Origin of the sequence: Pseudoalteromonas sp. MMG022 (genome assembly GCF_021654245.1) — a bacterium.
Taxonomy (GTDB): domain Bacteria; phylum Pseudomonadota; class Gammaproteobacteria; order Enterobacterales; family Alteromonadaceae; genus Pseudoalteromonas; species Pseudoalteromonas amylolytica.
In genome coordinates this window covers 120,918-143,669 of record NZ_JAKFZQ010000008.1, presented here as the reverse complement: position 1 = coordinate 143,669, position 22,752 = coordinate 120,918, and the positions used below count along the sequence as shown (strand labels likewise).

The following is a 22,752-nucleotide window of genomic DNA, read 5'->3' as shown; positions in this document are numbered from 1 at the left end:
TATCATCAAGAACAAGATATTAATGATATAGTTCGTTACTTAAAGCAACATCAATATTTATACGTGCACTATAACGGTGCTCAGCCATCCATAGAGGTTAGCATTAACCATGTTTGACTTAGTAAAAGCTTGGTACAAAAATAAATTTTCCGATCCTCATTCCGTTACGCTACTGTTGTTGTTGATAGCATCTGTTGCCGTACTATATTTTTTTGGACCTTTCGTTGTGCCAGTGCTTGTCGCTCTGGTAATTGCGTATTTGTTAGACTGGCCAGTCACAAGGTTACAGCGTATGGTGCCCAATAGGGTGCTGGCAACCACATTGGTTATTTTACTATTTGTTGGACTGTGTCTTGCTATGTTGCTCGGCATCGTTCCAGTGCTTTGGCATCAACTGAGCAACTTACTACAAGAAAGCCCACATATGATTGAGCAAGGTAAGGCGTTTTTGTTACATCTGCCTGAAGATTACCCTGCGCTTATCTCACAGGAGCAAGTACGTACTTTAGTGATAGGTGTTGAGGCAAAAGCTTTTGAGCTGGGACAAATGTTGGTGTCGGTATCTTTAACGTCTTTAAAAGACGCAGTGGCGTGGCTTATTTACCTTATTCTTGTACCTTTGTTAGTGTTCTTTATGCTCAAGGATAAAGTGGTCCTGATGAGCGGAATTGAAAGCTTGATACCAAGAGAAAGACGTTTAATTAGCCAAGTATGGTCTGAGATGGACCATCAAATTATGAACTATATTCGTGGCAAAGTGTTTGAAATTGGGATTGTTGGCGGTGCAAGTTTTATTGCTTTTTCAATATTAGATTTGCGCTATTCTGCCTTATTGGGCGCGCTGGTTGGTTTGTCTGTGCTTATTCCATTTGTAGGTGCTGCTTTGGTTACAATTCCTGTTGCAGCCGTTGCTATGTTCCAATTTGGCGTTGAGGCACAGTTTTGGACCGTGATTATTGTCTATGGCATCATACAAGCTTTGGATGGGAACGTTTTGGTACCATTACTCTTTTCTGAAGCTGTTGACCTTAATCCCGTGTATATTATTGTCGCAGTGCTATTCTTTGGCGGATTGTGGGGGTTTTGGGGTGTATTTTTTGCTATCCCACTTGCTTCATTGGTCAAAGCACTGGCTAACGCTTGGTCAAACGAGCGTGACGGTTCACATCAAGAAGGAAAAGGCACTATATAGTGCCTTTTACAATTTAGCAGGTCCGGTACTTTCTCGTATCACTATATTTGGTGTAAAAGTAGTTTTGATATCTTTGTCTTGCTTTCTTGAGCCCCTTGCTTTGCTAAACAACAGTCTTGCAGCATGTTCAGAAATTACATCATTGGCCTGATGTGCAGTGGTTAGCTTTGGCCAAGTTTGACGGGAGAAGGGGGAGTCTTCGAACCCTGTGATCGAAAGCTCTGATGGGATGTCAATATTCATCAGCCTAGCCGCAAACAATGCGCCAGCTGCGACTTCATCGTTACCACCTAAAATGGCTGTGATCATCTTGGGGTTGCCATCTTTTAACAGCTCTTTAGCGCCATTTACACCTGATTCGAATGAATAGCTCCCTTCATATAAAAGATCTTTGCAAGGTTCAATATTATAATCTTTCAAAGCTTGATGATATCCAGCCAGTCGTTCTGACGTCGATTTATGCTCCTTATCACCCAGTACGAAAGCAATACGTTTGTGCCCCAACGAAATCAAGTGTTCGGTGATCTCATATGCCGCGGCGAAGTCATTCACTAAAATGCAGTTGTTGCGCTCCAAAATATCACTTTCACGACCAGAAAGTAGTCGCACATACTGTACGCCTAACTCGTCAAGCAGATCAATAATACTTTGTTGCTCTGATAGAGGTGGGGTAAGTACAAGGCCAGCAAGACGAGAGCGTTTGATCATAGTCTTGAATTCGTCCTGCATATTATCGTCATGGTAGCTACAAGGATGAATGACCAATTCATAGCCTTCATCTTTACAACGAGAGAGCACACCATTTTGCATGTCTATCACATAATATGCGTTGGGGTTGTCGTACACGAGCCCGATAGCAAATGAGGAAGTGCCAGCCAGATTTCGTGCAGCAATATTTGGTTGATAGTTCAACTCATTAACTGCACTCATTACTAAATCATAGGTTTTTTTACGAACCGAAGGTTCTTTATTGATCACCCGTGAGACGGTCTTCATTGAAACACCGGCTAACTTAGCGACATCATTGATGGTGACTTTCATTTTCTTGTTCTTTTATGTACGAGAGCATTGTAGTTCGCTCAAAATTCATTAAATGATCATGTGAGTAGCTTAGTCTATCTAATCTAAAACAAAAATAGCAGTACAAATATAACAAATAAATGAATGATACCGGTGTCAAAAATGTAAAATTGCGTTATTATCCACATTGTAGAATTGGAAATTAGATAATTGACAGCGTTGTCATTCTGGCATATTGTAAACGCTGAAGATAATCTTTTGCTTGTCGAAACAGCCTTTTAAGCTAGTCGATGAGTTTGTTTTGTATGTAGGGGAATAAGTATGGGTTGCCGCAGCGAATTGAGTAGTTGGAAAGCTTTAGAGCATTCAGCAACAAAATTAAAGCAACAGCATTTAAAAACCTTGTTTGCACAAGATCAGGCGCGTTTTGCCAAGTTTTCATCTCAAATTCCTGGTGTTTTATTCGATTACTCAAAGCAACTTATTGATGAAGAGGTATTTTCTCAACTTATTTCGCTAGCAGAACAGACTGATATAGCAACCTGGCGCAGTAAAATGTTCAGTGGAGAAAAAATAAACTTCACAGAGCAGCGAGCAGTGTTACATGTGGCACTTAGAAATAGATCCAATTCACCAATTATGGTTGAAGGTGAAGATATCATGCCTTTGGTTAACGCTGAGTTGGCGAAAATGAAGGCATTTACTGAGAAAGTGCGTGGTGGCCAATGGTTAGGGTATACGAAAAAGTCAGTAAAAGACGTTGTTGCCATTGGCGTGGGGGGATCTAATCTAGGTCCTCAAATGGTTACCGAGGCGTTGAAAAATTATGCTGATGATACGCTTAACGTACACTATGTTTCAAACGTAGATGGTGTGCAGTTAGCTGGGGTGTTAAATAACTTAAACCCAGAAACAACGATGTTTGTAATTTCCTCAAAAACGTTTACTACCTCAGAGACAATGACCAACGCACGCTCGGCAGTGAAGTGGTTTTTGCGCCATGCGCAGAGTCAAGAAGCAATTGCAAAGCACTTTGTCGCAGTGAGCACGAACCTTGAAAAGACCCGTGAATTCGGGATTGCGGATGAAAACGTGTTTACCATGTGGGATTGGGTTGGCGGTCGTTTCTCGCTGTGGAGCGCGATTGGCTTGCCAATTGCTTTGTATGTAGGCTTTGAGCGATTCCTCGAAGTGCTAGAAGGTGCATTTGAGGTTGATGAACACTTCAAACACGCTTCTTTCGATAAAAACATTCCGCTGATCATGGCTTTGTTAAGTGTATGGAATACAAGCTTTTTAGGGTATACCGCACAGGCGATTTTACCTTATGATCAAGCGCTACATATGCTACCTGCGTATTTACAACAAGGCGAAATGGAGAGTAACGGCAAACATGTTACCTTCGCTGGTGAGACTGTGCCATATACAACAGTCCCGTTGATCTGGGGAATGACCGGAATTAATGGTCAACATGCTTTTTATCAGTATTTGCACCAAGGCAACACGATAGTACCAGCGGACTTTATCGCATCACTTAAGCCGCAGGTAGAAGTTGGTCAGCACCACGATATTTTATTGTCAAACTTTTTTGCCCAAACAGAAGCCATGATGGCAGGTGTGGATGAACAGCAAGTTCGTGCTGATTTAGCTGCCAAAGGTAAATCTGAGCAAGAGATTGAGCAATTACTTGCTCATAAGATACATCAGGGCAATAGGCCAACGACATCAATATTGCTAGATGTAGTAGATGCTAAAGCTATAGGTCGTCTTATAGCATTGTACGAACATAAAATCTTCTGTCAGGGCATACTGTTACAGATTTGCTCATTCGACCAATGGGGTGTGGAGCTTGGAAAAGGTTTAGCTTCGGCTATTGAGGCTGAGTTGACAAAAGAAGGGGTAAGTAACCCTCACGATAGTTCGACAGCTGGTTTGATTGCATATTATAAAAACAATAGATAATTGAAATAAATTCGCTTTCACTATGAAAGCAACCAGTTCACTTAATGTGAAAAATATACCTTTGAACGGGTAGCGCTGGAGTTCTTAGGGCCTGTATTTTTGTGAGAGGAATTACAGTGCCCCTAAGGCTCATTTATCAGGCTGAGCATTTCTTCATCAGCCACTTCTGATGAGGTAATTTAGTTAGCTTAAATGATTGCCGCCTGACATAGCATTTGAACTGTTACAATCGAATTCATTACCGCTAAAAAGCGGATGTTCTGGTAGGCTAGGAAGATGGCATGACCGGACATTAACAATAAATGCGCAGACAGTGAACAGGACTGTTTTGCTGCGCTTAACCTTGTAGAGAGTAATTTATGCTTAATCCTTTTGATATTGTAATTTTTGGTGGGGGCGGAGATCTAGCACTACGCAAGTTATTGCCTGCAATGTATCGCGCATATCAAGAAGGTAATCTACCTGAAGGCTCTCGTATTTTGCCGACTGTTCGAGAAGAAAGTAAAAAACAAGAATATATCGAAACGGCACAACAGGCTCTTAAGTCATTCCTAGGCGAAGGGGAGTTTAATAACCGTGACTGGAAAGCGTTTTCACAGTACTTAGTACCAGTCGTTATTAATGTTACCGAACCTGATGGACACTGGGATGAACTACGCGTGATTTTACAGCAAGATGCTGAAGATAAATCTCGAGTTTTCTATTTGTCACTTCCGCCTGCGGTGTATGGCACTTGCTGTGAAATTTTGTCAAAGAAAAAGCTGATTACCGCAACATCTCGAGTGGTGGTTGAAAAGCCTATTGGTTATTGTGGCGAGTCAGCGGAAGAAATAAACGGCAAGATTGCACAATACTTTGCCGAAGAACAGATTTTCCGTATTGACCATTACTTAGGTAAAGAAACCGTACAAAATTTAATGGCGTTAAGGTTCTCTAATGCACTATTTGAGAACTTATGGGACGCCAAGTCGATTGATAATATTCAAATTAGTATCTCAGAAACCGTTGGGCTAGAATCTAGAGCTGGTTTTTATGACAAAGCGGGCGCACTGCGAGACATGGTGCAAAATCACTTGCTACAGTTGCTATGTTTAGTCGCGATGGAATCTCCACACAAGCTAAACGCAAACAGTATTCGTGCCGAAAAGTTGAAAGTACTTGAGGCGCTTCGTCCGCTTGTTGATGAGCAAGTAGATAACAATATCGTACGTGGCCAATACGTACCGGGTGAGCTCAGTGGTAAGCTAGTGCCAGGTTACTTGGAAGAGCTAGGTGAGGGGTCAAGTAAAACAGAAACTTACGTAGCGATTCGTGCCCATATCGATAACTGGCGTTGGGCTGGCGTACCATTTTACCTAAGAACAGGTAAACGTATGAAAAAGCGTTGTGCGGAAATTGTCGTTGAATATAAACCTGTGTCGCATAATGTGTATGACGAGTCTGTTGGACCGATTCAACCGAACCGCCTTGTTATTCGCTTGCAACCTGAAGAGACAATTCAACTTACGCTGATGTCTAAGCGTATGGATAATCTGAACATGGAATTGCAACCGGTTACACTGAATATTGAGCTTAGTGAACAGTATGGTTCAAGCTTCCACTCAGACGCGTATAAACGCTTAATGCTAGATGCAGCGGCGAACAATCCAGCTTTATTTATTCACCGTGATGAAGTTCGTCAGGCTTGGCAATGGATTGACCCGATTATTGAACGTTGGCAAAGTAAAGGGACTCCGGCACTTTATCGTGCGGGTTCTTGGGGACCTGAAGACGCAGATGAGTTGTTGCAAGAAAACAATCACACCTGGTTCAATGTTGGAGAGCAAGTTTAATGGCGCAAATAACAGAACGATTCTTTGAATCAAAAGAAGAACTTAGCAATGCTTTGGCGAGCTTACTCGAAGCTGGCCTTGTGGCAGGAATTGAGCAAAAAGGTAATGCTGTTCTTATGGTGTCGGGTGGCTCTTCTCCTGCACCAGCTTATCGGCACTTGTCGCAGCTCCCTCTTGCATGGGATAAGATTTCTGTGGCTATGGTCGATGAACGTTGGGTTGACGCCAGTCACGAAAAATCTAACGAAGCGTTTATCAAGTCGACGTTGTTACAAGAGTATGGGGCAAAAGCTAATTTTGTCACCATGAAAAATTCTGCTACAACGGCGCAGGCAGGCCAGGCGGAGTGTGAACAAGCTTACCGCGCACTTGGTAAGGCAGATGTAACTATTTTGGGCATGGGTCCTGATGGTCACACTGCGTCTTTGTTTCCACACGCTGATGGGCTGGAGCATGGTCTAAACACAAGCGATACTGTGTGTGCTATCAACGCTAAACAAAGTGAAGTTACAGGTAGCATCATTGAGCGTATGACTTTGACTTTAAATGGAATTGCTAACTCTCAACAGGCAGTTTTACTGATCAGTGGGGACGAAAAGCGAGCCATGTATGAGCTTGCTAAGCAACCAGGTTCAGAGCTAGATATTCCGCTACGAGCAGTTCTAAATCATTCAGATATTAACCTTACAGTTTTCTGGTGCCCTTGAGCTTCAAATCAGTAAAATAAATCATCCAAGGCATTGATATACAATGCCTTGCTATTTTTAATTGCAAATCAACATTTAACATCTCATCAGCTTATCCCAAATACATTCCGCAGGTAGCGTTTTGCAGACGCAAGTTCCTACAATTTAGAATTAACCACCGAAAAGTCAGTGAGAATCGTGCTTTTCTGGGAGATTAGCCTAGACATTTAAGGCATGAAAAATTATAATGACAGCGTTGTCATTTTGCGTGTTGTTACCCTTGAACACTTCTGCCAAAGTTTCGTTGCGCGAACTCAACTATTCTTCATAGTTATAAAAAACTACGAAAAGATTATGATCCAGTCTAAAAGAAATATTTTTGTCCCTAAAATATACTTTTTCATGCTATATTCTATCCAGAATTTGTAACAAAGCATAACAAAGATAAATTAATATTATTTTAAATCAGTCACTTAAATTTATTGTTGAATATTTTTTGATTAATTCGGCAAAAAAGATGTAGCGGATTTGTAATTTACGGTGTATGGTTTGTTATTAGATGACAGCGTTGTCATCATCACTGGGCAGAAGTGATAAAAAATCCAACAAAATGATTCAAGGGGAATCCTGTGTTAGCTAATAATTTTAAAAAGAGCTTACTAGCAGTTAATGTCGGACTTGTACTAAGTGCAAGCGTATCAGGCATGGCTTATGCTGCTGATGAAAACCAAGTAAAAGAAGACGTTGAAGTTATTGAAGTGCGTGGTCTTCGCGCCTCAAATAAAGCCAACATCAATGCAAAGCGTTTTTCAAATGCCGTTGTTGATGCGGTAACTGCAGAAGATATCGGTAAATTTCCTGACTCAGATGTAGGTCAAGCTTTAGGTCGTGTACCTGGTATCACCGTTGGTCGTTCATTTGGTCAAGGTGGTTCTGTATCTATTCGTGGTACTGATCCTCGCATGACATTGACAACGCTAAATGGCCAAAACGTTGCTTCAACAGGTTGGTATGATCAGCTGAACATCGACCGCTCATTCAACTACTCAATGCTTCCAGCTGAACTTATCGGCGGTATGGAAGTGTACAAATCGACGCAAGCGAATATTGTTGAAGGCGGTATTGGCGGTACGGTTATCGTTAAAACTCGTAAGCCATTAGATTTGGAAGCAAATACAATTTTCGCGTCTGTAAAAGGTGAATATGGTTCATTGAACGAAAATGTTGCACCAGATCTTTCAGCACTTTATAGCTGGAAGAATGAAGATGAAACATTTGGTATTTTGGTGTCCGGTGCGTATGTAGACCGTGAGTATTTACGCCAAGGTACAGAAGCTGACTTAGACTGGGGTCTACGTTCTTCAATTCAGCCTTCAAGCTTCTTACAAGACCAAGAGCGCACAGCAATTGATGCAACATTGCAATATCGTCCTAACGATCGCTTTGAAGTTGGCGCGCATGTTATGACCTTGGAACTAGGTGCTGACAGTATTGGTGCAAACATGTACATCAATACCGATACCGATTGGGGTGAAGGTGATTCGTTCTGTCAAAAATTCAATGGCGCAGGCGTATGTACGTTAAGTGTTACTCCTGAAGAGCAAGCATCTCGTATTTTCTTCCAAAACTGGGCACGTAAAGGTGAGATGACTTCAGATACTTTCGAACTAAACGCGAAGTATGAAGGTGATGGTTACGTGATCAGCGCGGTTGCAGGTAACACGAAAGCTGAAGGTGGTACTCAAATGAGTGCAAACTTTGGTTATGGCTGGTGGGGTGATAAATTCCATGAAGTGAAGTGGGCAGGTACCGTTGACGCACAAGGCAAACAGATCAAAGTAAATGGCCGTGATATGGGCTTCACACGTGATCAGTTAGATAGCACTGTTGGCACATCTACGTGGACAGGCATTAAAGGTCCTAACTCAGATGAAGAAACTTATGCTCAAATCGACCTTGATTTAGATTTAGACTTGGGTGCAATCAACAAGTTTGAAGCAGGTGTGCGTGTTACTGATCACGAGTTTGTAAAGTCAGAATATCGTGCGGTATACGTTGATGATGTTGCTGATAGAAACGTTTTCAATACAGAAGACTTATACAGCGGAACTATGCCACTAGGTTATGACGGTTGGACAATTCCTAAAGCAAACTTAGATGCTATGATCAACAGCACAATTTCTTTGGTTGATGAGTTCGTTTACAGCCGTCCAGCATATGGCAAAATCGAAGAAGATAACTTCTCAGCATACGCCATGTTTGGTTTTGATGCTGATGGTATTCGCGGTAACTTCGGTGTTCGTTATATTAGCACTGATGTAACTTCAAGCGGTCACGTTATTGATAATACACCAGCAGACAATTTAGCGGTAAACGCAGGTTGGAGCAGTGCAGTTAAATCTGTAGAAGGTGAGTATAGCGACGTATTACCAAGTGTTAACGTGTCGTTTGACCTTTCTCCTGACATGATCTTACGTTTCTCAGCGGGCCAAGCGATTACGCGTCCAAACTACGATACATTATTCCTATCTAGCTCAAGTGGTTACCCTGATGACCGTGACTTCAACGAGCAGATCACATACGGTAACCCAGCACTAAAACCGATGAAGTCGTCACAAGCCGACTTGAGCCTAGAATATTACTATGGCGATGGTAACTTAGTTTCAGCAACATACTTCATCAAAGACATCAGTAACTTTATCGTTGCCACAACACAGTTTGATCAACAGATTGGTGTTATTAACAACGATATTCCTGAGCCAGCTGATACATGGACTGTGAATAACTATAAAAACGCAGGCGGCGGTGAAATCGAAGGTATTGAATTTCAGATCAACCACGCGTTTGATAATGGCTTTGGTGTAAATGCTAACTATACATATACAGACGCAGCAGCACCTGCGGAAGTTTACACAGATAACTTGAGCTTGTTTACCGAGTCGTCAAAGCACAGTGCTAACTTGGTTGGTTACTGGGAAAATGACGAGTTTTCAGCTCGTGCTGCATACAACTGGCGTTCAGAGTACATGATCCGTGAATATGGCTACTACTACGGTAACCGTATGCATGATGACTTTGGTACTTTAGATGTTACACTTGGTTGGAACGCAACGGAGAACATCACAGCAACACTAGAAATCGTTAACCTTACCGAGGAAGATGATGTTCAATACGGTGCAGCTGGCGTGAACAGTGACGTTAAGGCGGCATTAAAAGACAACTTCCCTACTTGGTCTTTCCGTGGTGAAACGACTTATAAGCTAGGTGTTAGCTTCCGTTACTAATTCAGTAAGTGAACTGTAAAAGCCCAGCGTAGCTGGGCTTTTTTTGTGGGTAAGAATATGAAAATTAAACGTATTGCAATCCTTGGGGGTGGCACAGCGGGTTGGTTGTGCGCCAATCACATAGGTCACGCTCTGAGTCATCATGGTGATATCCAAATCACAGTTATTGAATCTGCGACGATTGACTCAATTGGTGTCGGCGAAGGGACCGTACCTTACATTCAAAATAGCCTTAAGCGCTTTGGTATCTCCGAGGCTGAGTTTCTTGTTAAGTGCGACGCAACGTTTAAGCAGGGAATTAAGTTTGTTGATTGGCTAAATCCTGATGTACATGGTGCCAACTATTATTACCACCCATTTGATGAGCCCTTCGCGCAAGGTTATGACATAACAAACTATTTACTCAGTAAGCAGATCAAATTTGAAAATGTGGGTATTCAGGCGCGAATCTGTGAACTTGGGTTAGCACCAAAAAGGAAAAGCGACACTGAGTATCAGGGGTGTCTGGCGTATGCATATCACTTTGATGCTGCAAAATTTGCTGCCTTGTTGGCTTGTAATGCGAAAGAAAAATTTTCCGTAAAGCATCAATTTGCCACAATAGTTGACGCGACATGTGACGAACATGGAAATATAGTGAGCCTTATTGATGAGCAAGGTGAGCAACTGGAGTTTGATTTTTATTTAGATTGTAGTGGCTTTAGGGCATTACTGACTGACAAAGTGCTTAAAATTCCCTTTGTGGATAAAAGCGACGAACTGTTGGTAGACACTGCATTAGTTAAGCAAATTCCCCTTGAGAAAGATGAGCAGTTGCCACCGTATACCACCGCAACCGCACATAAAGCTGGGTGGATATGGGACATACCTTTGACAACTCGCCGCGGCACTGGGTTTGTATATGCGAGCAAATATATGAGCGAAGATGAGGCAAAAGCCAGTTACGCGGATTATCTAAATATTCCAGTAGCAGAACTGAGCGTGCGCAAGCTGGATATGAAAGTGGGTTTTAGAGAGCTGTGTTGGCACAAAAACTGTGTATCATTTGGTTTAGCACAAGGGTTTGTTGAGCCTTTAGAAGCAACATCCATCTTATTGACGGACTTTTGTGGCGAATTGCTCGCTAAAAACTTTCCTAAAACTATTGAAGAAAGTAACGCGATGAGCACATATTTCAACGATGTGATGAGGTATGTGTGGGAAAGAACAACCGACTTCATCAAGCTCCATTATTGTATTTCAGATAGAATAGACTCTGACTTTTGGCAAGAAAATAGAGATATGCTGGCGAGCTCTACAGAGCTTAAACAACGCTTAGACAAGTTTAAATTTCGAGTGCCAACTCAATCTGATTTTTTCAGCCGTTTTGATTTGTTTGATCACAAGAATTTTTTGTATGTCCTATATGGCATGGAGTTCAAAACTGAATTAAAAGAACTCTCTGATACAGAAAAGCAAATGAGTGAACAGTTATTGGCGCAAAATACTCAGATGATTAATAGCGCAAAAATGCAGTTACTAAATCATCGTCAATGGCTTGAATCATTGAAAACGGCTTATCAAAAGATACATGGTGAATAAATTGTGTCACAGCGACGATACCAAAGTGGTGGCTATCAGATAAATTGCCTCAATGGTATTTTGACTTCGTATACCTAAAGACACGCGGCTTTAACATAATGAGCTGTTATATAAGTAGTTGTGTGTTGGGCGCTGAAAAGTTGTTTTAGGTTTACAAAAGCAGGGCCAATTATATGTGAGTTTTCACTTCCAATTTGTGCCTAAAACCTTTAGCCTTAGGGCCACAAAAGTAATAATTACGTAAATGAATGGAGTAGTATTATGGCGGAGCAACAAGTGCAGCCTTTACACAACGAGAAACATGCCAACACTAAAGTACAAAATGGCATCAATGTTGAGTTTCTTAAATCACAGCACTTAATCCCAGTCGTTGCACACGAGTTCGCACGCGTTGCAACTGAATTCCCAATGGCGTTTGTAAAAAATAACGAAACTGACAAATTTCAAGCTGTTGCTATGTTCGGTTTAGAACCTGGTGAGAACTTATTTGTTGAAGATGGCAAGTGGACAGCAGGTTTTGCGCCATTAGCGGTTACTCGTTACCCGTTTGGTTTGGTTAAGCATCCAGATGGCGAACAGTTCGGTATTGTTATCGACGAAGCAAGCTCACTCGTTGGTGAAGAGCAAGGTAATGCATTGTTCGAAGATGGTAAAGAGACTGAGTACCTAACACGTCGTAAAGAAGCGTTAGTAAACTTTATCGAGTTTTCTCGTGTTACTGAGACTTTCACTCAATACCTTGCTGACAAAGAACTTTTGATCCCACAAACATTAACAGTGGAAATCAAAGGCGAGAAGAAAGACATCAACGGTATTTACCTTATCGATGAGCGTAAACTAAACGAATTGAGCGATGAAGAGTACCTAGAGCTGCGCAAGCGTGGCTACTTAGCACCAATCTTTGCATTCTTAACGTCAACACACCAAGTTGCACGTTTAGCGCGTTTAAAAGCAAAGCAAGCATAATCATTTAGTAAGTGATATCGTAGAAAAAGCACCTAAGGGTGCTTTTTTTATGCCTGTCGACATCAAATCGAGTGCAGTTAATCGCGTTTAATTGCAAGTGAGGTTTGTGCGCTGCATGTTGGGTTTTTATGGTGGAGAAAAATAATGAGAAATAGAGCTATATTGATCGCAATGTGTGGGCTTTTGTTAGGTACGAGTAGCCAAGCTTTGGCACAAACTAAGCCGATTGCTATCGCCATACATGGCGGCGCAGGAACCATAGACAAAAGCCGTTTTAATGCACAGCAAGAGGAGGCATACAGAGCCAAACTTAAAGAAGCGGTTGAAGCAGGCTACGCGGTCCTAGAAGCGGGAGGAGAAAGCCTCGATGCTATCACTGCCGCGATAAATATATTGGAGGATTCAGAGTTTTTTAATGCTGGAAAGGGGGCAGTGTATACCTATGATGAACAACATGAATTAGATGCCTCCATTATGGATGGAAGAGACCGACAAGCAGGGGCAGTAGCAGGCGTTAAGCATATTAAAAATCCAATAAACTTAGCCCGAAAAGTGATGACTGACTCTGTACATGTGATGCTCAGTGGGCAAGGGGCGGAACAATTTGCCAAGCAGCAAGGCTTTACGTTTGTAGAAAACAGTTATTTTGATACCCCGCACCGTCTCGAAGCGCTACATAAAGCAAAACAAAAGCTTGATGCTGCCCAAAAGCAGAGTTCGTCTTACCAAGCCGCACATCGTGGCTTGCCCGAAGAGTATAAGATGGGGACTGTTGGCGCTGTTGCATTAGATAAACAAGGTAACTTGGCAGCAGGAACCTCAACTGGAGGAATGACGGCGAAGCGTTTTGGACGTATTGGAGATTCTCCAGTAATCGGCGCGGGTACATTTGCTGATAATCGCTCTTGCGCTGTATCGGCAACGGGTCACGGCGAGTACTTTATTCGTTACAGTGTCGCCAGTGATATTTGTGCGCGTGTACAGTATCAAGAACAATCAATTTCTGATGCAGGCAATGATGTTATTCACAATGTGCTTGCGCCTATCGGTGGTACTGGCGGTGTCATCATTGTTGATAGTAAAGGAAATATCAGCATGCCATTTAACACGAAAGGCATGTATCGTGCGAGCAAGTCACACGTTCAGCCAACCTATGTGGGGATCTTTAAAAAGGATTGAAAAAACAGGCAATTCCATGCACGCCAGCTATAGTTAAAATGCTGGCGTTTTCATATGGAGCAAATAATTATGCAATCAATAAAAGTGGCTGACTATTTAAATCATCGCCCCGTTACCTTTTCTGTAGAAATGAGAGTTGAATTAGCAGTTGAGAAGCTGTTACAAAGTGGTCAGCCAGGCGGGCCGGTGATTGACTCAAATAAGCGAGTAGTGGGTTTTCTATCGGAACAAGACTGCCTTAGAAAAATGCTCGAAGCAACCTATCAAAATGAATCTCACAGCGTGGTGGGAGACGTAATGACGGCCAATCCCGTGTGCGTAAAGCCTGAAGACAGCATTGTACAAATAGCAGATAAAATGACAATTAATAAGCCCAAACTGTACCCTGTCATTGATGATGAAGGACGTCTACTTGGTGTAATCAGTCGCGCCAATGTACTGTTAGCACTCGACAAACATCTTCACGATACGTATCTGTCTGGGCATAGGTACGTTTAAAAATTATTGTAAATAACAAAAATAGAACGAGTTCCTATCTCTTTTACTTTCGTTTGTGCATAAAAGACGCTCAAAGGTAGCCTGCTATATTTGAGCGTTTGATCTACACAGTATTTTTCTCATACATACAACTATCATAAAACTATTAAATAGGAGTTAGTTAGGATAAGCGAATTATTTTTGTTGAACATCCTTAGCTGTTATACCCAAACCGTTGGGTCTATGAAATTACGAGCGCGTCATGCGCGATTGTCAAATATGGTCAAAATCAAAACCCATTTTAGCGTTTTTTGGTTGGGTTACTTCTGTTGCTTTGTCTGTGCCTGCCAACGAACCTGTGCAGATCGCGGCTGGAGTATTTATTGGTGTTGTAATTAAAGATGGGCAGGGACCATACCAACGTTTGGTCAATCACGCTGTCATGTGTGCAGTGTCAAGAGTCAGTTTATCCCTTGGCTCATGCCGTTTGGGCATTCAAGAATCAACATGTGCTGGCCATCTATGGAGTGACTGAGGCTGCGATAGATAGCGTTGGCAGATATGGGCGCATCTTTTCAAACCGGACCTTTCTCCTTGGGGGCTTTATCCTGATAGAATACCCAAAGCGTTTGTATGCTCGTCGATAGAATATTACTACTAGAGCATAGGCTCAGAGATTGGTTTTTGATACACTACGCGCTCTTCAATTTACGATGATAGGTAATGTGTAGTGAGTGTAGGACCACTGTTTGCTGAGCTAAAGTCTTGTCTCAAGAAAGATCAGTTTCTCATTAAAAAACGTTTGCATGGTGCGAATAAAATCACAGATGCAAACAAGCAAAGCAAAGTGGTTGCTTCAATTGAAGAAGCGATTCTTAAAAGCCAATCGCTAAAAGTGCAACGCACAGAGCGACTTCCTAAAGTTAGCTACCCAGAGTTGCTTCCGGTTAGCCAGAAAAAAGACGAAATCAAAGCCGCAATTGAACAACATCAGGTGGTGATTGTTGCCGGTGAAACAGGCTCAGGCAAAACCACACAGTTACCTAAAATATGTTTGGAACTAGGTAGAGGCGTTGATGGCTATATCGGCCATACGCAACCAAGAAGGTTAGCAGCGAGAAGTGTTGCCAATCGTATTGCAGAAGAACTTGAATGTGAGTTAGGTAAGCAGGTTGGCTTTAAAATCCGTTTTAGCGATCAAGTGTCAGACAATACCTACGTTAAGCTGATGACGGATGGTATTTTACTTGCAGAAATACAACAAGATCGTTATTTGAATCAATATGATACTATCATTATTGATGAGGCACACGAACGTAGTCTGAACATTGACTTTATTCTGGGTTACTTAAAGAACCTGTTGCCTAAACGTCCAGATCTAAAAGTGATCATCACATCGGCAACCATCGACCCTGAGCGTTTTTCTAAGCATTTCAACAATGCACCTATCATCGAAGTATCGGGCCGAACGTATCCTGTTGAAGTGAGATATAGACCAATTCTCGATACAGCGTCTGATGATAGCGAAGCGCAGAGTGATCAGCTACAGGGCATTTTTGATGCAGTTGACGAGCTATGTGCAGAAGGCCCTGGTGACATTCTCATTTTTATGAATGGTGAACGGGAAATTAGAGATACAGCAGAGGCACTCGATAAGCGCAATCTCAAGGGAGTAGAAGTATTGCCTTTGTATGCACGTTTATCAAATGCTGAGCAAAATCGTATCTTCGCACCACATAGTCAGCGTCGTATTGTTTTGTCAACCAATGTGGCAGAAACATCACTTACTGTGCCCGGTATCAGATATGTTATTGACCCAGGCACTGCCAGAATTAGTCGCTATAGTTATCGAACAAAGGTACAGAGATTACCCATTGAGGCGATTTCTCAGGCCAGTGCAAATCAAAGAAAAGGTCGATGTGGTCGTGTAGAGGCGGGGATCTGTATTCGCCTGTACTCTGAAGAGGACTTTCTTTCTAGGCCAGAGTTTACAGACCCAGAGATCTTGCGTACCAACTTAGCCTCAGTTATTTTGCAAATGTTAGGCTTGGGACTGGGTGATATCACCCAATTTCCTTTTGTACAAGCGCCTGACAGCCGCAATATAAATGACGGCATTGCTTTGCTTGAAGAGCTTGAGGCGGTGCACCCGAGCAAGCGTCGTCAAAGTACCAAATTAACCCAATCTGGACGCACGCTCAGTCGTCTCCCCATTGACCCTCGTTTAGCGAAGATGGTATTTACTGCAGACAAATTGGGCGCATTACGTGAAGTTATCGTCATAGTCGCTGCGCTGTCTATCCAGGATCCTCGAGAAAGGCCACAGGAAAAACGCGGAGCGGCGGATGAAAAGCATGCACGGTTTGAACATCCAGACTCAGACTTTGCGGCATTTTTAAACTTATGGTACTACATCGAACAGCAACAAGAAGCACTCACGCGTGCACAGTTTCGTAAACTATGTCAGAAAGACTTTCTTGCCTACATGCGCATTCGTGAATGGCAAGACATCGTTTACCAGCTGAGCACCATCTGCGAAGAAATGAACATGCAATTGAGCGACAACCCAGCTGATTTGGATAATGTGCACCAAGCCTTACTCAGTGGCATGCTCAGCCACATTGGTGCTAAAGATGAAAAACAACATTACAAAGGTGCGCGCAACAGTCAGTTTCATATATTCCCAGGCTCTAGTTTATTTAAGAAAAGCCCGAAATGGCTAATGTCGGCAGAACTGGTTGAAACGAGTAAGCTATATGCAAGGGTCAATGCCAAGATTGATGTTAATTGGATAGCGCCTTTGGCGCAGCATGTGGTTAAGCGTAGTTTTAGCGAACCACATTGGGAGAAGAAACCAGGTTGTATCATCGCTTTTGAACAGCAAACGCTGTTTGGGTTGATCATCGTTGCGCGTAAGCGCACCGTGTATAGTCAAATTGAGCCTGTACTGTGTCGTGAATTGTTCATTAAAGAGGCGCTGGTGGCACAGCAGCTCGGTCAAAACGAAGCTTTTCTACAGCATAACCAGTCTTTAATTGATGACATTCATGTACTGGAACAAAAGGCACGACGCCGCGATATTCTCGTCGATGAGCAAACCTTATTTGAGTTTTATGATCAGCGCATTGCGAAGGATGTTTGCACACGTGCAGGTTTCAACCATTGGTGGAAAGGTCAAAAGCAAAAAGATAAACGCTTTTTGCATATGAGTCGTGAGCAGCTGATGCAACACGATGCGCAGCAAATCACAGAGTTTGATTATCCAGACGTATGGCATCAAGGCAACCTAATGTTGCCGCTAGAGTATCACTTTGAGCCAGGGCAAGCCGTAGATGGCGTAATGGTTAATATACCCTTAGCATTGTTAAACCAAGTTGATGAGCAGGGATTTGACTGGCATGTGCCTGCCTTTAGACATGAGTTAATCTGTGGCTTGATTAAAAGTTTGCCCAAGAATCTGCGTCGTAATTTTGTGCCAGCTCCAAACTATGCGGACGCGGTGCTCGCAGCGGTAGAGCCAATGCAAGGGACATTGCTTGATGCCTTGGCAATGCGACTTTTACGCATGACTGGGGTAAAAGTTGAACCTGAGGACTGGGATCTAAACGTTCTGGAACCGCATTTAAAAATACAATTTCAAGTGATGGGGGATGATGGCAAGGTTATTGCCCATGGGTTTGATTTACAAGCTTTGAAAGACAAATTGCAAGGCCGTGTATCGGATACGCTTTCTCAAGTCGCAGAAGCAGGCATTGAACGCCAAGAAATTACCCAGTGGCAATTTGGTGAGCTACCCAAAGAATATACTAAAAAACAAGGTAACTACGAAATTAAGGCGTTCCCCGCGTTAGTAGACAAAAAGGCGACCACAGCAATCGAGTTATTTGATAGTCCTATTAAAGCTTCAGCTGCGCACCAAAAAGGGATACGCCGACTGGTGTTACTCAATGTGCCTTCGCCTATCAAATATTTGCAACAACATTTACCAAACAAAGCCAAGCTAGGCCTGTATTTTAACCCATTTGGAAAAGTACAAGACCTGATAGACGACTGTATTGCCGCAGGCGTTGACTTGCTACTAGCCAAAGACGTTGATATTCGAGATGAGCATAGTTTTGAGCAAGCAAAGGAGCGTATTCGTGGTGAACTCGGTGATACGGTGGTGCAAATTGCTACACAAGTTGAACAAGTATTAAGTATCGCACATGCTATTAATAAGCGTATGAAAGGAAGGGTAGATTTAACCATGATAACAGCTCATGGCGATATCAAGTCACAGCTAGAGGCGCTGGTTTTCAAAGGCTTCGTAAGTGAACATGGCGCAGCTAAGCTGCCTGATTTGTTACGCTATATGAAAGCGATAGAAAAACGACTAGAAAAGCTACCAGTTGATCCAAATCGTGATCGTTTATGTGTACTTGAACTGGAAAAGGTTGCACAGGCGTATCAGAAAGTGGTCGCACGTATTCCAAAAGGACATCCTTTGCCTGATAATATACAGAGTATCTTTTGGATGCAGCAGGAGCTTAGGGTTTCACTGTTTGCACAAACACTCGGTACGCCTTATCCCATCTCTGCCAAGCGGGTGATGAATGCACTGAGAGACTGCGAATAATTGCTTAATTAGCTTGCAATTTACTCTAAGCCAATTACCTTATTAGAAGGAAAAGTTTTTGGATTTTGAAAAGGAAGTGACATCAACTATGTCCACTCGCAAAAAAGGGAATAACACACCGCATGTACTTGTGGTTGATGATGAATATTTTAACTATGAAATGCTCAGCATGGCTTTATCTGATGCGTTTAAGCTTAGTTATGCAGACTCAGGAAAGAGTTGTTTATCCAACGCGATAGCTCATAAGCCTGATGCAATCTTGCTTGACGTGTGTATGCCAGGCCTTGACGGGTATGACACATGTCGTATGTTGAAAAATACTCCAGAAACGAAAGATATTCCTGTTGTGATGGTATCAGGCTTAGAGTCAGAGCAAGAGCAACAAGCGGGCTACGAAGCCGGTTGTGATGCTTATGTGATAAAGCCTTTTGCCATCCAATCCTTATTAGAAAAACTAAAATCAATGGTATAAGGGGACAGCGATGTTGCATGAGGATAAGCGCAGATTCATGCGTATGATGGTTAATGCAAGGGCCAGATTAACAATACTAGAAACGGGCTTGACGTTTGAAGGTAAATGCCATGACCTAAGTGCAACTGGGTTGTCGATAGAAGTCAGTGAGCCTGTTGAACCGAATACCATGATGGAAGTACACATTAACTCGTCCAGCACAGCTATCCCACCATTGAATGCTCATGCCAACGTAGTACGTTGTGCGCAAGAGCAAGATGGTCAGTATATATTAGGCTTGGAAATCACTCAGTTTAACTGATGTTCAGAACAGCTTAGCTTTGGTCACGATGCTAAAGGTGTGCAAGCACACCTTTAGCAAATGCAATTAACCTTAAATGGGGTTAATTATCCGCTAATACACCTTACAGATTAACCCTTTAAGATAAAATCCTTCTGGATAGTTGCCTGAAATCGGGTGATCTGCCGCTTGATTTAGACGCTCCATAATCAGTAGTTCTTTGCCAGCATCGAGGGCCGCATCCGCTACCACCTTTTGAAACAGGTTTTGTTCCATAAGGCCAGAGCATGAGAAGGTTAATAACGTTCCGCCGGGCTTGAGGATTTGCATCGCTATCATGTTTATGTCTTTATAGCCACGACATGCACCAGTGAGCTGAGCTTTACTTTCGGCGAATTTTGGTGGGTCCATGACAATTGTGTCGAACTGACGACCTTCGTCGCGATACTGCCTGAGCAGCTTAAAGACATCTTGCTTAACAAATTCTGCTTTTGAGAGGTCTAGATTATTGTGTTCGACATTGCGCTTAGCGGTATCCAGCGCAGGTTGAGAGACATCGACATTAATAACCTTGTCACAACCTCCGCGTAGCGCGTACAAGCCAAATGTGCCAGTGTAACAGAAACAGTTCAGGACCGTTTTGCCTTTAACAAAGCGCTCTAATGCCGCGCGACTGTCTCTTTGATCAAGATAGAACCCTGTTTTATGGCCATTGATGATATCAACCTCAATTTTCAAGCCATTCTCTTCAATGAGTACAGGTTCTGCAGGTGCATCACCCCATAGTGCGCCCGTGGTTTTTTCTAGGCCTTCTTTTTTACGCACATCGACATCTGAACGTTCATAAATGTAGCAATCAGGAAATAGCTCTCTCAGTGCCATAAGTAAGTCACCTTTATGACGTTCAGCACCTGCACTGAGCAATTGACACACTATATAGTTGTCGAATTTATCAATGGTAATTCCTGGTAAGCCATCAGATTCCGCTGCACTTAGTCGAAATCCTGTTAATCCACCCTCTTCAATGGTCTGTTGGCGAGCATCCAGCGCACGACGTAGCCTTTTGACAAAAAACTCGGTGTCAATCTGCTCGTTCTGATCAAAACTCCACACGCGGGCACGAATTTGTGAATCTGGACTATAAGCCGCAGTTGCAAGATATTGCCCATCATGGGTATAAATGGTGACCGTATCACCTAAGGCTGGTTTGCCCTTTATTTTCTTGATTGCTTTAGAGAAAATCCACGGGTGCTTACGTTTTAGCGACTTTTCTCGACCGGGCTGTAAATACAGGGCACAAGACATAAAAATTCCTTACTCAATAGAATGCTTGCCATTTTAGTGAAGGGCATGCCAACATACAATCTTAACCTATTAATATTGGCCAGCTAGGGCCTTGAGCTGTTAAATTGTGGGTTATGAATTGTGGCTATGTACGTCATCAATTGAACTGAGAATCCGCTAATAAATTTATAAAAGTCATAAGAGAATGTAATGCATAACATTGAACAGGCATGTAAAAGCTTTATGTTAAACAGCGTCTTTGCTGATACGGCCCATGATTTAACGCATGTTGAAAGAGTGGTTAAAACTGCCAAGCAGCTCGCTGAGCAAGAGCAGGCAGATTTGGCTGTAGTGTTACCGGCTGCATGGCTACATGACTGTGTTGCCGTAGCTAAAAATCATCCTGATAGAGCGAAAGCCTCAAAAATGGCAGCGGACAAAGCTGTGACGTTTCTTCAGTCAGTTGGTTATGATGAGTCTAAACTCAATGCGATTCATCACGCAATCGTAGCTCATAGCTTTAGCGCCAATGTCACGCCTGAAACCTTAGAGGCTAAAATTGTTCAAGATGCGGATAGAATGGATGCGTTAGGCGCAATCGGTGTGAGCCGTTGTATGAAAGTAGGAGGGGCCATTGCTCGCCACTTATATCATCCCGAAGATCCATTTTGTGAGCGCCGTGAAGCGGATGATATGCGTTATACGCTAGATCACTTTTTTATTAAACTGCTACATATTGCTGAGCAAATGCATACTCCTTCAGCCAAAGAGGAAGCGCGTAAACGAACTGACTTCATGCGTGCATTCTTAGAGCAGTTAAAACAAGAGATTGCCTAATTCGTTATATGTATGTCATCGAGTCATGCGCTTTACAAACACAACCACGAATAGGGCTAACGAGAAGCTGCCGGTAAAGGCCTCAACGGCGGCAATAAATCGCGAGAACCCAATGGGTGTGATATCTCCATACCCTAATGTCGTAAATGTCACAACGCTGAAATAGAAGCTGTTCAGCAGAGCGCCGATATTGTCAGAGAAGCTGTTGGCAAAGTCTAACTGTAGGCGTTGCTCGTCGTAGGTTACGCCGAATATAAAGTACATTAATGCACAAAATACGATCATCGTTAAACTGAAACGGATGACGTTTTCTGGTTTTTCTCCATAGCCGCAGAGTAAATTGATAAAACTAGAAACAATGCGCCTTTGTGAAAACTTAGGGTATTGCTGGTGGCGCATCCGTAGTTCTTGATAGGTGAATTTGCCAGCCATTTCAAATAAACCTTGTTGCTCAGCGCCTTTTCTGAGTGAACGATATATTTCCTCAGACTGTAAAAATAAGTCATTAGCGTCATCAATACGTTTTTCTTTTAAAGCGTTAAAGGCTTGTTGCTCTTGTAATAGCTTGTCACCTAAATATAGGTTGTCGATACGGGTATTATTGAGTTTAATTCCCAGCAGGTTTGTGCCCTCAAGGTGGCAGCAATGTAGATTAGCCTCTCTTAAATCTGCTTTCATTAAAGAAGCATGGCAAAATGTATTATTAAACAGGTGAGCACCTTGTAAATTTGCGCGATAAAAGTTGCTGTACGACAAATCATAGCCATTGTGATCACCAAACTTCACTAAATTAAGCCCTTCGAGGTTTGCGCGCTTTAACTCTAAGCCATGCAGTAGACCGCCACGTTTGGCGTAGCGCTCTAGTTTTTGAGTAAGCTCTAAGCCACTTTTGTCAAATTTAGCATCGTGCCAAAAACAAAGTCCTGAACCCATATCAATCTCTTGGCATTTATGACCGTCGGGTGATTTATATTGACAACATGGTTTATCACTCATAGATATCTGATCTCTTTAGCCATTTATTTTTATAGATTAGCAGCTAATTGGCGCGGTAGAATGACTGCAAGAAAACTTTTTTTAATTGA

Annotated in this window: 17 protein-coding genes; 14 read left to right on the top strand and 3 right to left on the bottom strand. The window is 42.5% G+C overall.

Annotated elements, in window-relative coordinates:
- Positions 1 to 109: 109 nt before the first annotated feature.
- A complete protein-coding gene (locus L1070_RS09650) occupies positions 110 to 1,192 on the top strand; it encodes an AI-2E family transporter (protein WP_237125400.1) in 1,083 nt (360 codons plus the stop codon).
- Between the two features lie 6 nt (positions 1,193 to 1,198).
- Here L1070_RS09650 and L1070_RS09645 read toward each other — a convergent pair whose 3' ends face one another.
- Positions 1,199 to 2,233, bottom strand: coding sequence for a LacI family DNA-binding transcriptional regulator (locus tag L1070_RS09645; RefSeq protein WP_070986797.1), 1,035 nt, complete (start codon positions 2,231 to 2,233; stop codon positions 1,199 to 1,201).
- A gap of 300 nt (positions 2,234 to 2,533) precedes the next feature.
- Here L1070_RS09645 and pgi point away from each other — a divergent pair, with 300 nt between their 5' ends.
- From pgi to L1070_RS09585, 12 genes are all read left to right on the top strand, one after another.
- Complete coding sequence (gene pgi / locus L1070_RS09640; RefSeq protein WP_237125399.1) at positions 2,534 to 4,174, top strand: glucose-6-phosphate isomerase; 1,641 nt, start codon at positions 2,534 to 2,536, stop codon at positions 4,172 to 4,174.
- Positions 4,175 to 4,533: 359 nt separating this feature from the next.
- The gene (zwf, locus tag L1070_RS09635) at positions 4,534 to 6,006 is read left to right on the top strand and encodes a glucose-6-phosphate dehydrogenase (protein WP_070986799.1); all 1,473 of its coding nucleotides are present in this window, start codon (positions 4,534 to 4,536) and stop codon (positions 6,004 to 6,006) included.
- On the top strand, positions 6,006 to 6,713 hold the full coding sequence (gene pgl, locus L1070_RS09630; RefSeq protein WP_237125398.1) for a 6-phosphogluconolactonase: 708 nt from the start codon (positions 6,006 to 6,008) through the stop codon (positions 6,711 to 6,713). The genes zwf and pgl overlap by 1 nt, the downstream gene beginning before the upstream one ends.
- Positions 6,714 to 7,321: 608 nt before the next feature.
- On the top strand, positions 7,322 to 9,976 hold the full coding sequence (locus tag L1070_RS09625) for a TonB-dependent receptor (protein ID WP_237125397.1): 2,655 nt from the start codon (positions 7,322 to 7,324) through the stop codon (positions 9,974 to 9,976).
- Positions 9,977 to 10,033: 57 nt separating this feature from the next.
- On the top strand, positions 10,034 to 11,557 hold the full coding sequence (locus L1070_RS09620; RefSeq protein ID WP_237125396.1) for a tryptophan halogenase family protein: 1,524 nt from the start codon (positions 10,034 to 10,036) through the stop codon (positions 11,555 to 11,557).
- 261 nt (positions 11,558 to 11,818) lie between these two features.
- The gene (locus L1070_RS09615; protein WP_070986803.1) at positions 11,819 to 12,523 is read left to right on the top strand and encodes a SapC family protein; all 705 of its coding nucleotides are present in this window, start codon (positions 11,819 to 11,821) and stop codon (positions 12,521 to 12,523) included.
- Positions 12,524 to 12,667: 144 nt separating this feature from the next.
- The gene (locus L1070_RS09610; protein WP_237125395.1) at positions 12,668 to 13,702 is read left to right on the top strand and encodes an isoaspartyl peptidase/L-asparaginase; all 1,035 of its coding nucleotides are present in this window, start codon (positions 12,668 to 12,670) and stop codon (positions 13,700 to 13,702) included.
- A gap of 69 nt (positions 13,703 to 13,771) precedes the next feature.
- Complete coding sequence (locus L1070_RS09605) at positions 13,772 to 14,200, top strand: CBS domain-containing protein (RefSeq protein WP_070986805.1); 429 nt, start codon at positions 13,772 to 13,774, stop codon at positions 14,198 to 14,200.
- A gap of 241 nt (positions 14,201 to 14,441) precedes the next feature.
- A complete protein-coding gene (locus tag L1070_RS09600; RefSeq protein WP_237125394.1) occupies positions 14,442 to 14,714 on the top strand; it encodes a hypothetical protein in 273 nt (90 codons plus the stop codon).
- 195 nt (positions 14,715 to 14,909) lie between these two features.
- Positions 14,910 to 18,794 (top strand): ATP-dependent RNA helicase HrpA, encoded by a 3,885-nt coding sequence (hrpA, locus tag L1070_RS09595; RefSeq protein ID WP_237125393.1) that lies wholly within the window; start codon positions 14,910 to 14,912, stop codon positions 18,792 to 18,794.
- Between the two features lie 88 nt (positions 18,795 to 18,882).
- On the top strand, positions 18,883 to 19,266 hold the full coding sequence (locus tag L1070_RS09590) for a response regulator (RefSeq protein ID WP_070986943.1): 384 nt from the start codon (positions 18,883 to 18,885) through the stop codon (positions 19,264 to 19,266).
- 10 nt (positions 19,267 to 19,276) lie between these two features.
- Positions 19,277 to 19,567 carry a PilZ domain-containing protein gene (locus L1070_RS09585; protein WP_237125392.1) on the top strand — a complete coding sequence of 97 codons (291 nt, stop codon included), beginning with the start codon at positions 19,277 to 19,279 and terminating at the stop codon, positions 19,565 to 19,567.
- Between the two features lie 93 nt (positions 19,568 to 19,660).
- Here the strand turns inward: L1070_RS09585 and L1070_RS09580 are convergent, their stop codons facing one another.
- Positions 19,661 to 20,851, bottom strand: a complete 1,191-nt coding sequence (locus tag L1070_RS09580; protein WP_070986809.1) for a class I SAM-dependent methyltransferase — start codon at positions 20,849 to 20,851, stop codon at positions 19,661 to 19,663.
- A 189-nt stretch (positions 20,852 to 21,040) separates the two neighbouring features.
- On the opposite strand from L1070_RS09580, the gene L1070_RS09575 reads away from it, so the two are divergent.
- Positions 21,041 to 21,667 carry an HD domain-containing protein gene (locus L1070_RS09575; RefSeq protein ID WP_237125391.1) on the top strand — a complete coding sequence of 209 codons (627 nt, stop codon included), beginning with the start codon at positions 21,041 to 21,043 and terminating at the stop codon, positions 21,665 to 21,667.
- 15 nt (positions 21,668 to 21,682) lie between these two features.
- Here the strand turns inward: L1070_RS09575 and L1070_RS09570 are convergent, their stop codons facing one another.
- Entirely contained in the window at positions 21,683 to 22,663 is a 981-nt protein-coding gene (locus tag L1070_RS09570; protein ID WP_237125390.1) for an ion channel, read from the bottom strand.
- Positions 22,664 to 22,752 lie beyond the last annotated feature (89 nt).

What these genes read in the sequence shown, in the direction of transcription:
- L1070_RS09650 (WP_237125400.1), top strand. Translation starts at nt 110, where the DNA reads ATGTTTGACTTAGTAAAAGCTTGGTACAAAAATAAATTTTCCGATCCT.
- zwf (WP_070986799.1), top strand. Translation starts at nt 4,534, where the DNA reads ATGCTTAATCCTTTTGATATTGTAATTTTTGGTGGGGGCGGAGATCTA.
- L1070_RS09600 (WP_237125394.1), top strand. Translation starts at nt 14,442, where the DNA reads ATGCGCGATTGTCAAATATGGTCAAAATCAAAACCCATTTTAGCGTTT.
- L1070_RS09610 (WP_237125395.1), top strand. Translation starts at nt 12,668, where the DNA reads ATGAGAAATAGAGCTATATTGATCGCAATGTGTGGGCTTTTGTTAGGT.
- L1070_RS09585 (WP_237125392.1), top strand. Translation starts at nt 19,277, where the DNA reads ATGTTGCATGAGGATAAGCGCAGATTCATGCGTATGATGGTTAATGCA.
- L1070_RS09580 (WP_070986809.1), bottom strand. Translation starts at nt 20,851, where the DNA reads ATGTCTTGTGCCCTGTATTTACAGCCCGGTCGAGAAAAGTCGCTAAAA.
- L1070_RS09575 (WP_237125391.1), top strand. Translation starts at nt 21,041, where the DNA reads ATGCATAACATTGAACAGGCATGTAAAAGCTTTATGTTAAACAGCGTC.
- pgl (WP_237125398.1), top strand. Translation starts at nt 6,006, where the DNA reads ATGGCGCAAATAACAGAACGATTCTTTGAATCAAAAGAAGAACTTAGC.
- L1070_RS09590 (WP_070986943.1), top strand. Translation starts at nt 18,883, where the DNA reads ATGTCCACTCGCAAAAAAGGGAATAACACACCGCATGTACTTGTGGTT.
- L1070_RS09620 (WP_237125396.1), top strand. Translation starts at nt 10,034, where the DNA reads ATGAAAATTAAACGTATTGCAATCCTTGGGGGTGGCACAGCGGGTTGG.
- L1070_RS09645 (WP_070986797.1), bottom strand. Translation starts at nt 2,233, where the DNA reads ATGAAAGTCACCATCAATGATGTCGCTAAGTTAGCCGGTGTTTCAATG.
- L1070_RS09605 (WP_070986805.1), top strand. Translation starts at nt 13,772, where the DNA reads ATGCAATCAATAAAAGTGGCTGACTATTTAAATCATCGCCCCGTTACC.
- pgi (WP_237125399.1), top strand. Translation starts at nt 2,534, where the DNA reads ATGGGTTGCCGCAGCGAATTGAGTAGTTGGAAAGCTTTAGAGCATTCA.
- L1070_RS09570 (WP_237125390.1), bottom strand. Translation starts at nt 22,663, where the DNA reads ATGAGTGATAAACCATGTTGTCAATATAAATCACCCGACGGTCATAAA.
- L1070_RS09615 (WP_070986803.1), top strand. Translation starts at nt 11,819, where the DNA reads ATGGCGGAGCAACAAGTGCAGCCTTTACACAACGAGAAACATGCCAAC.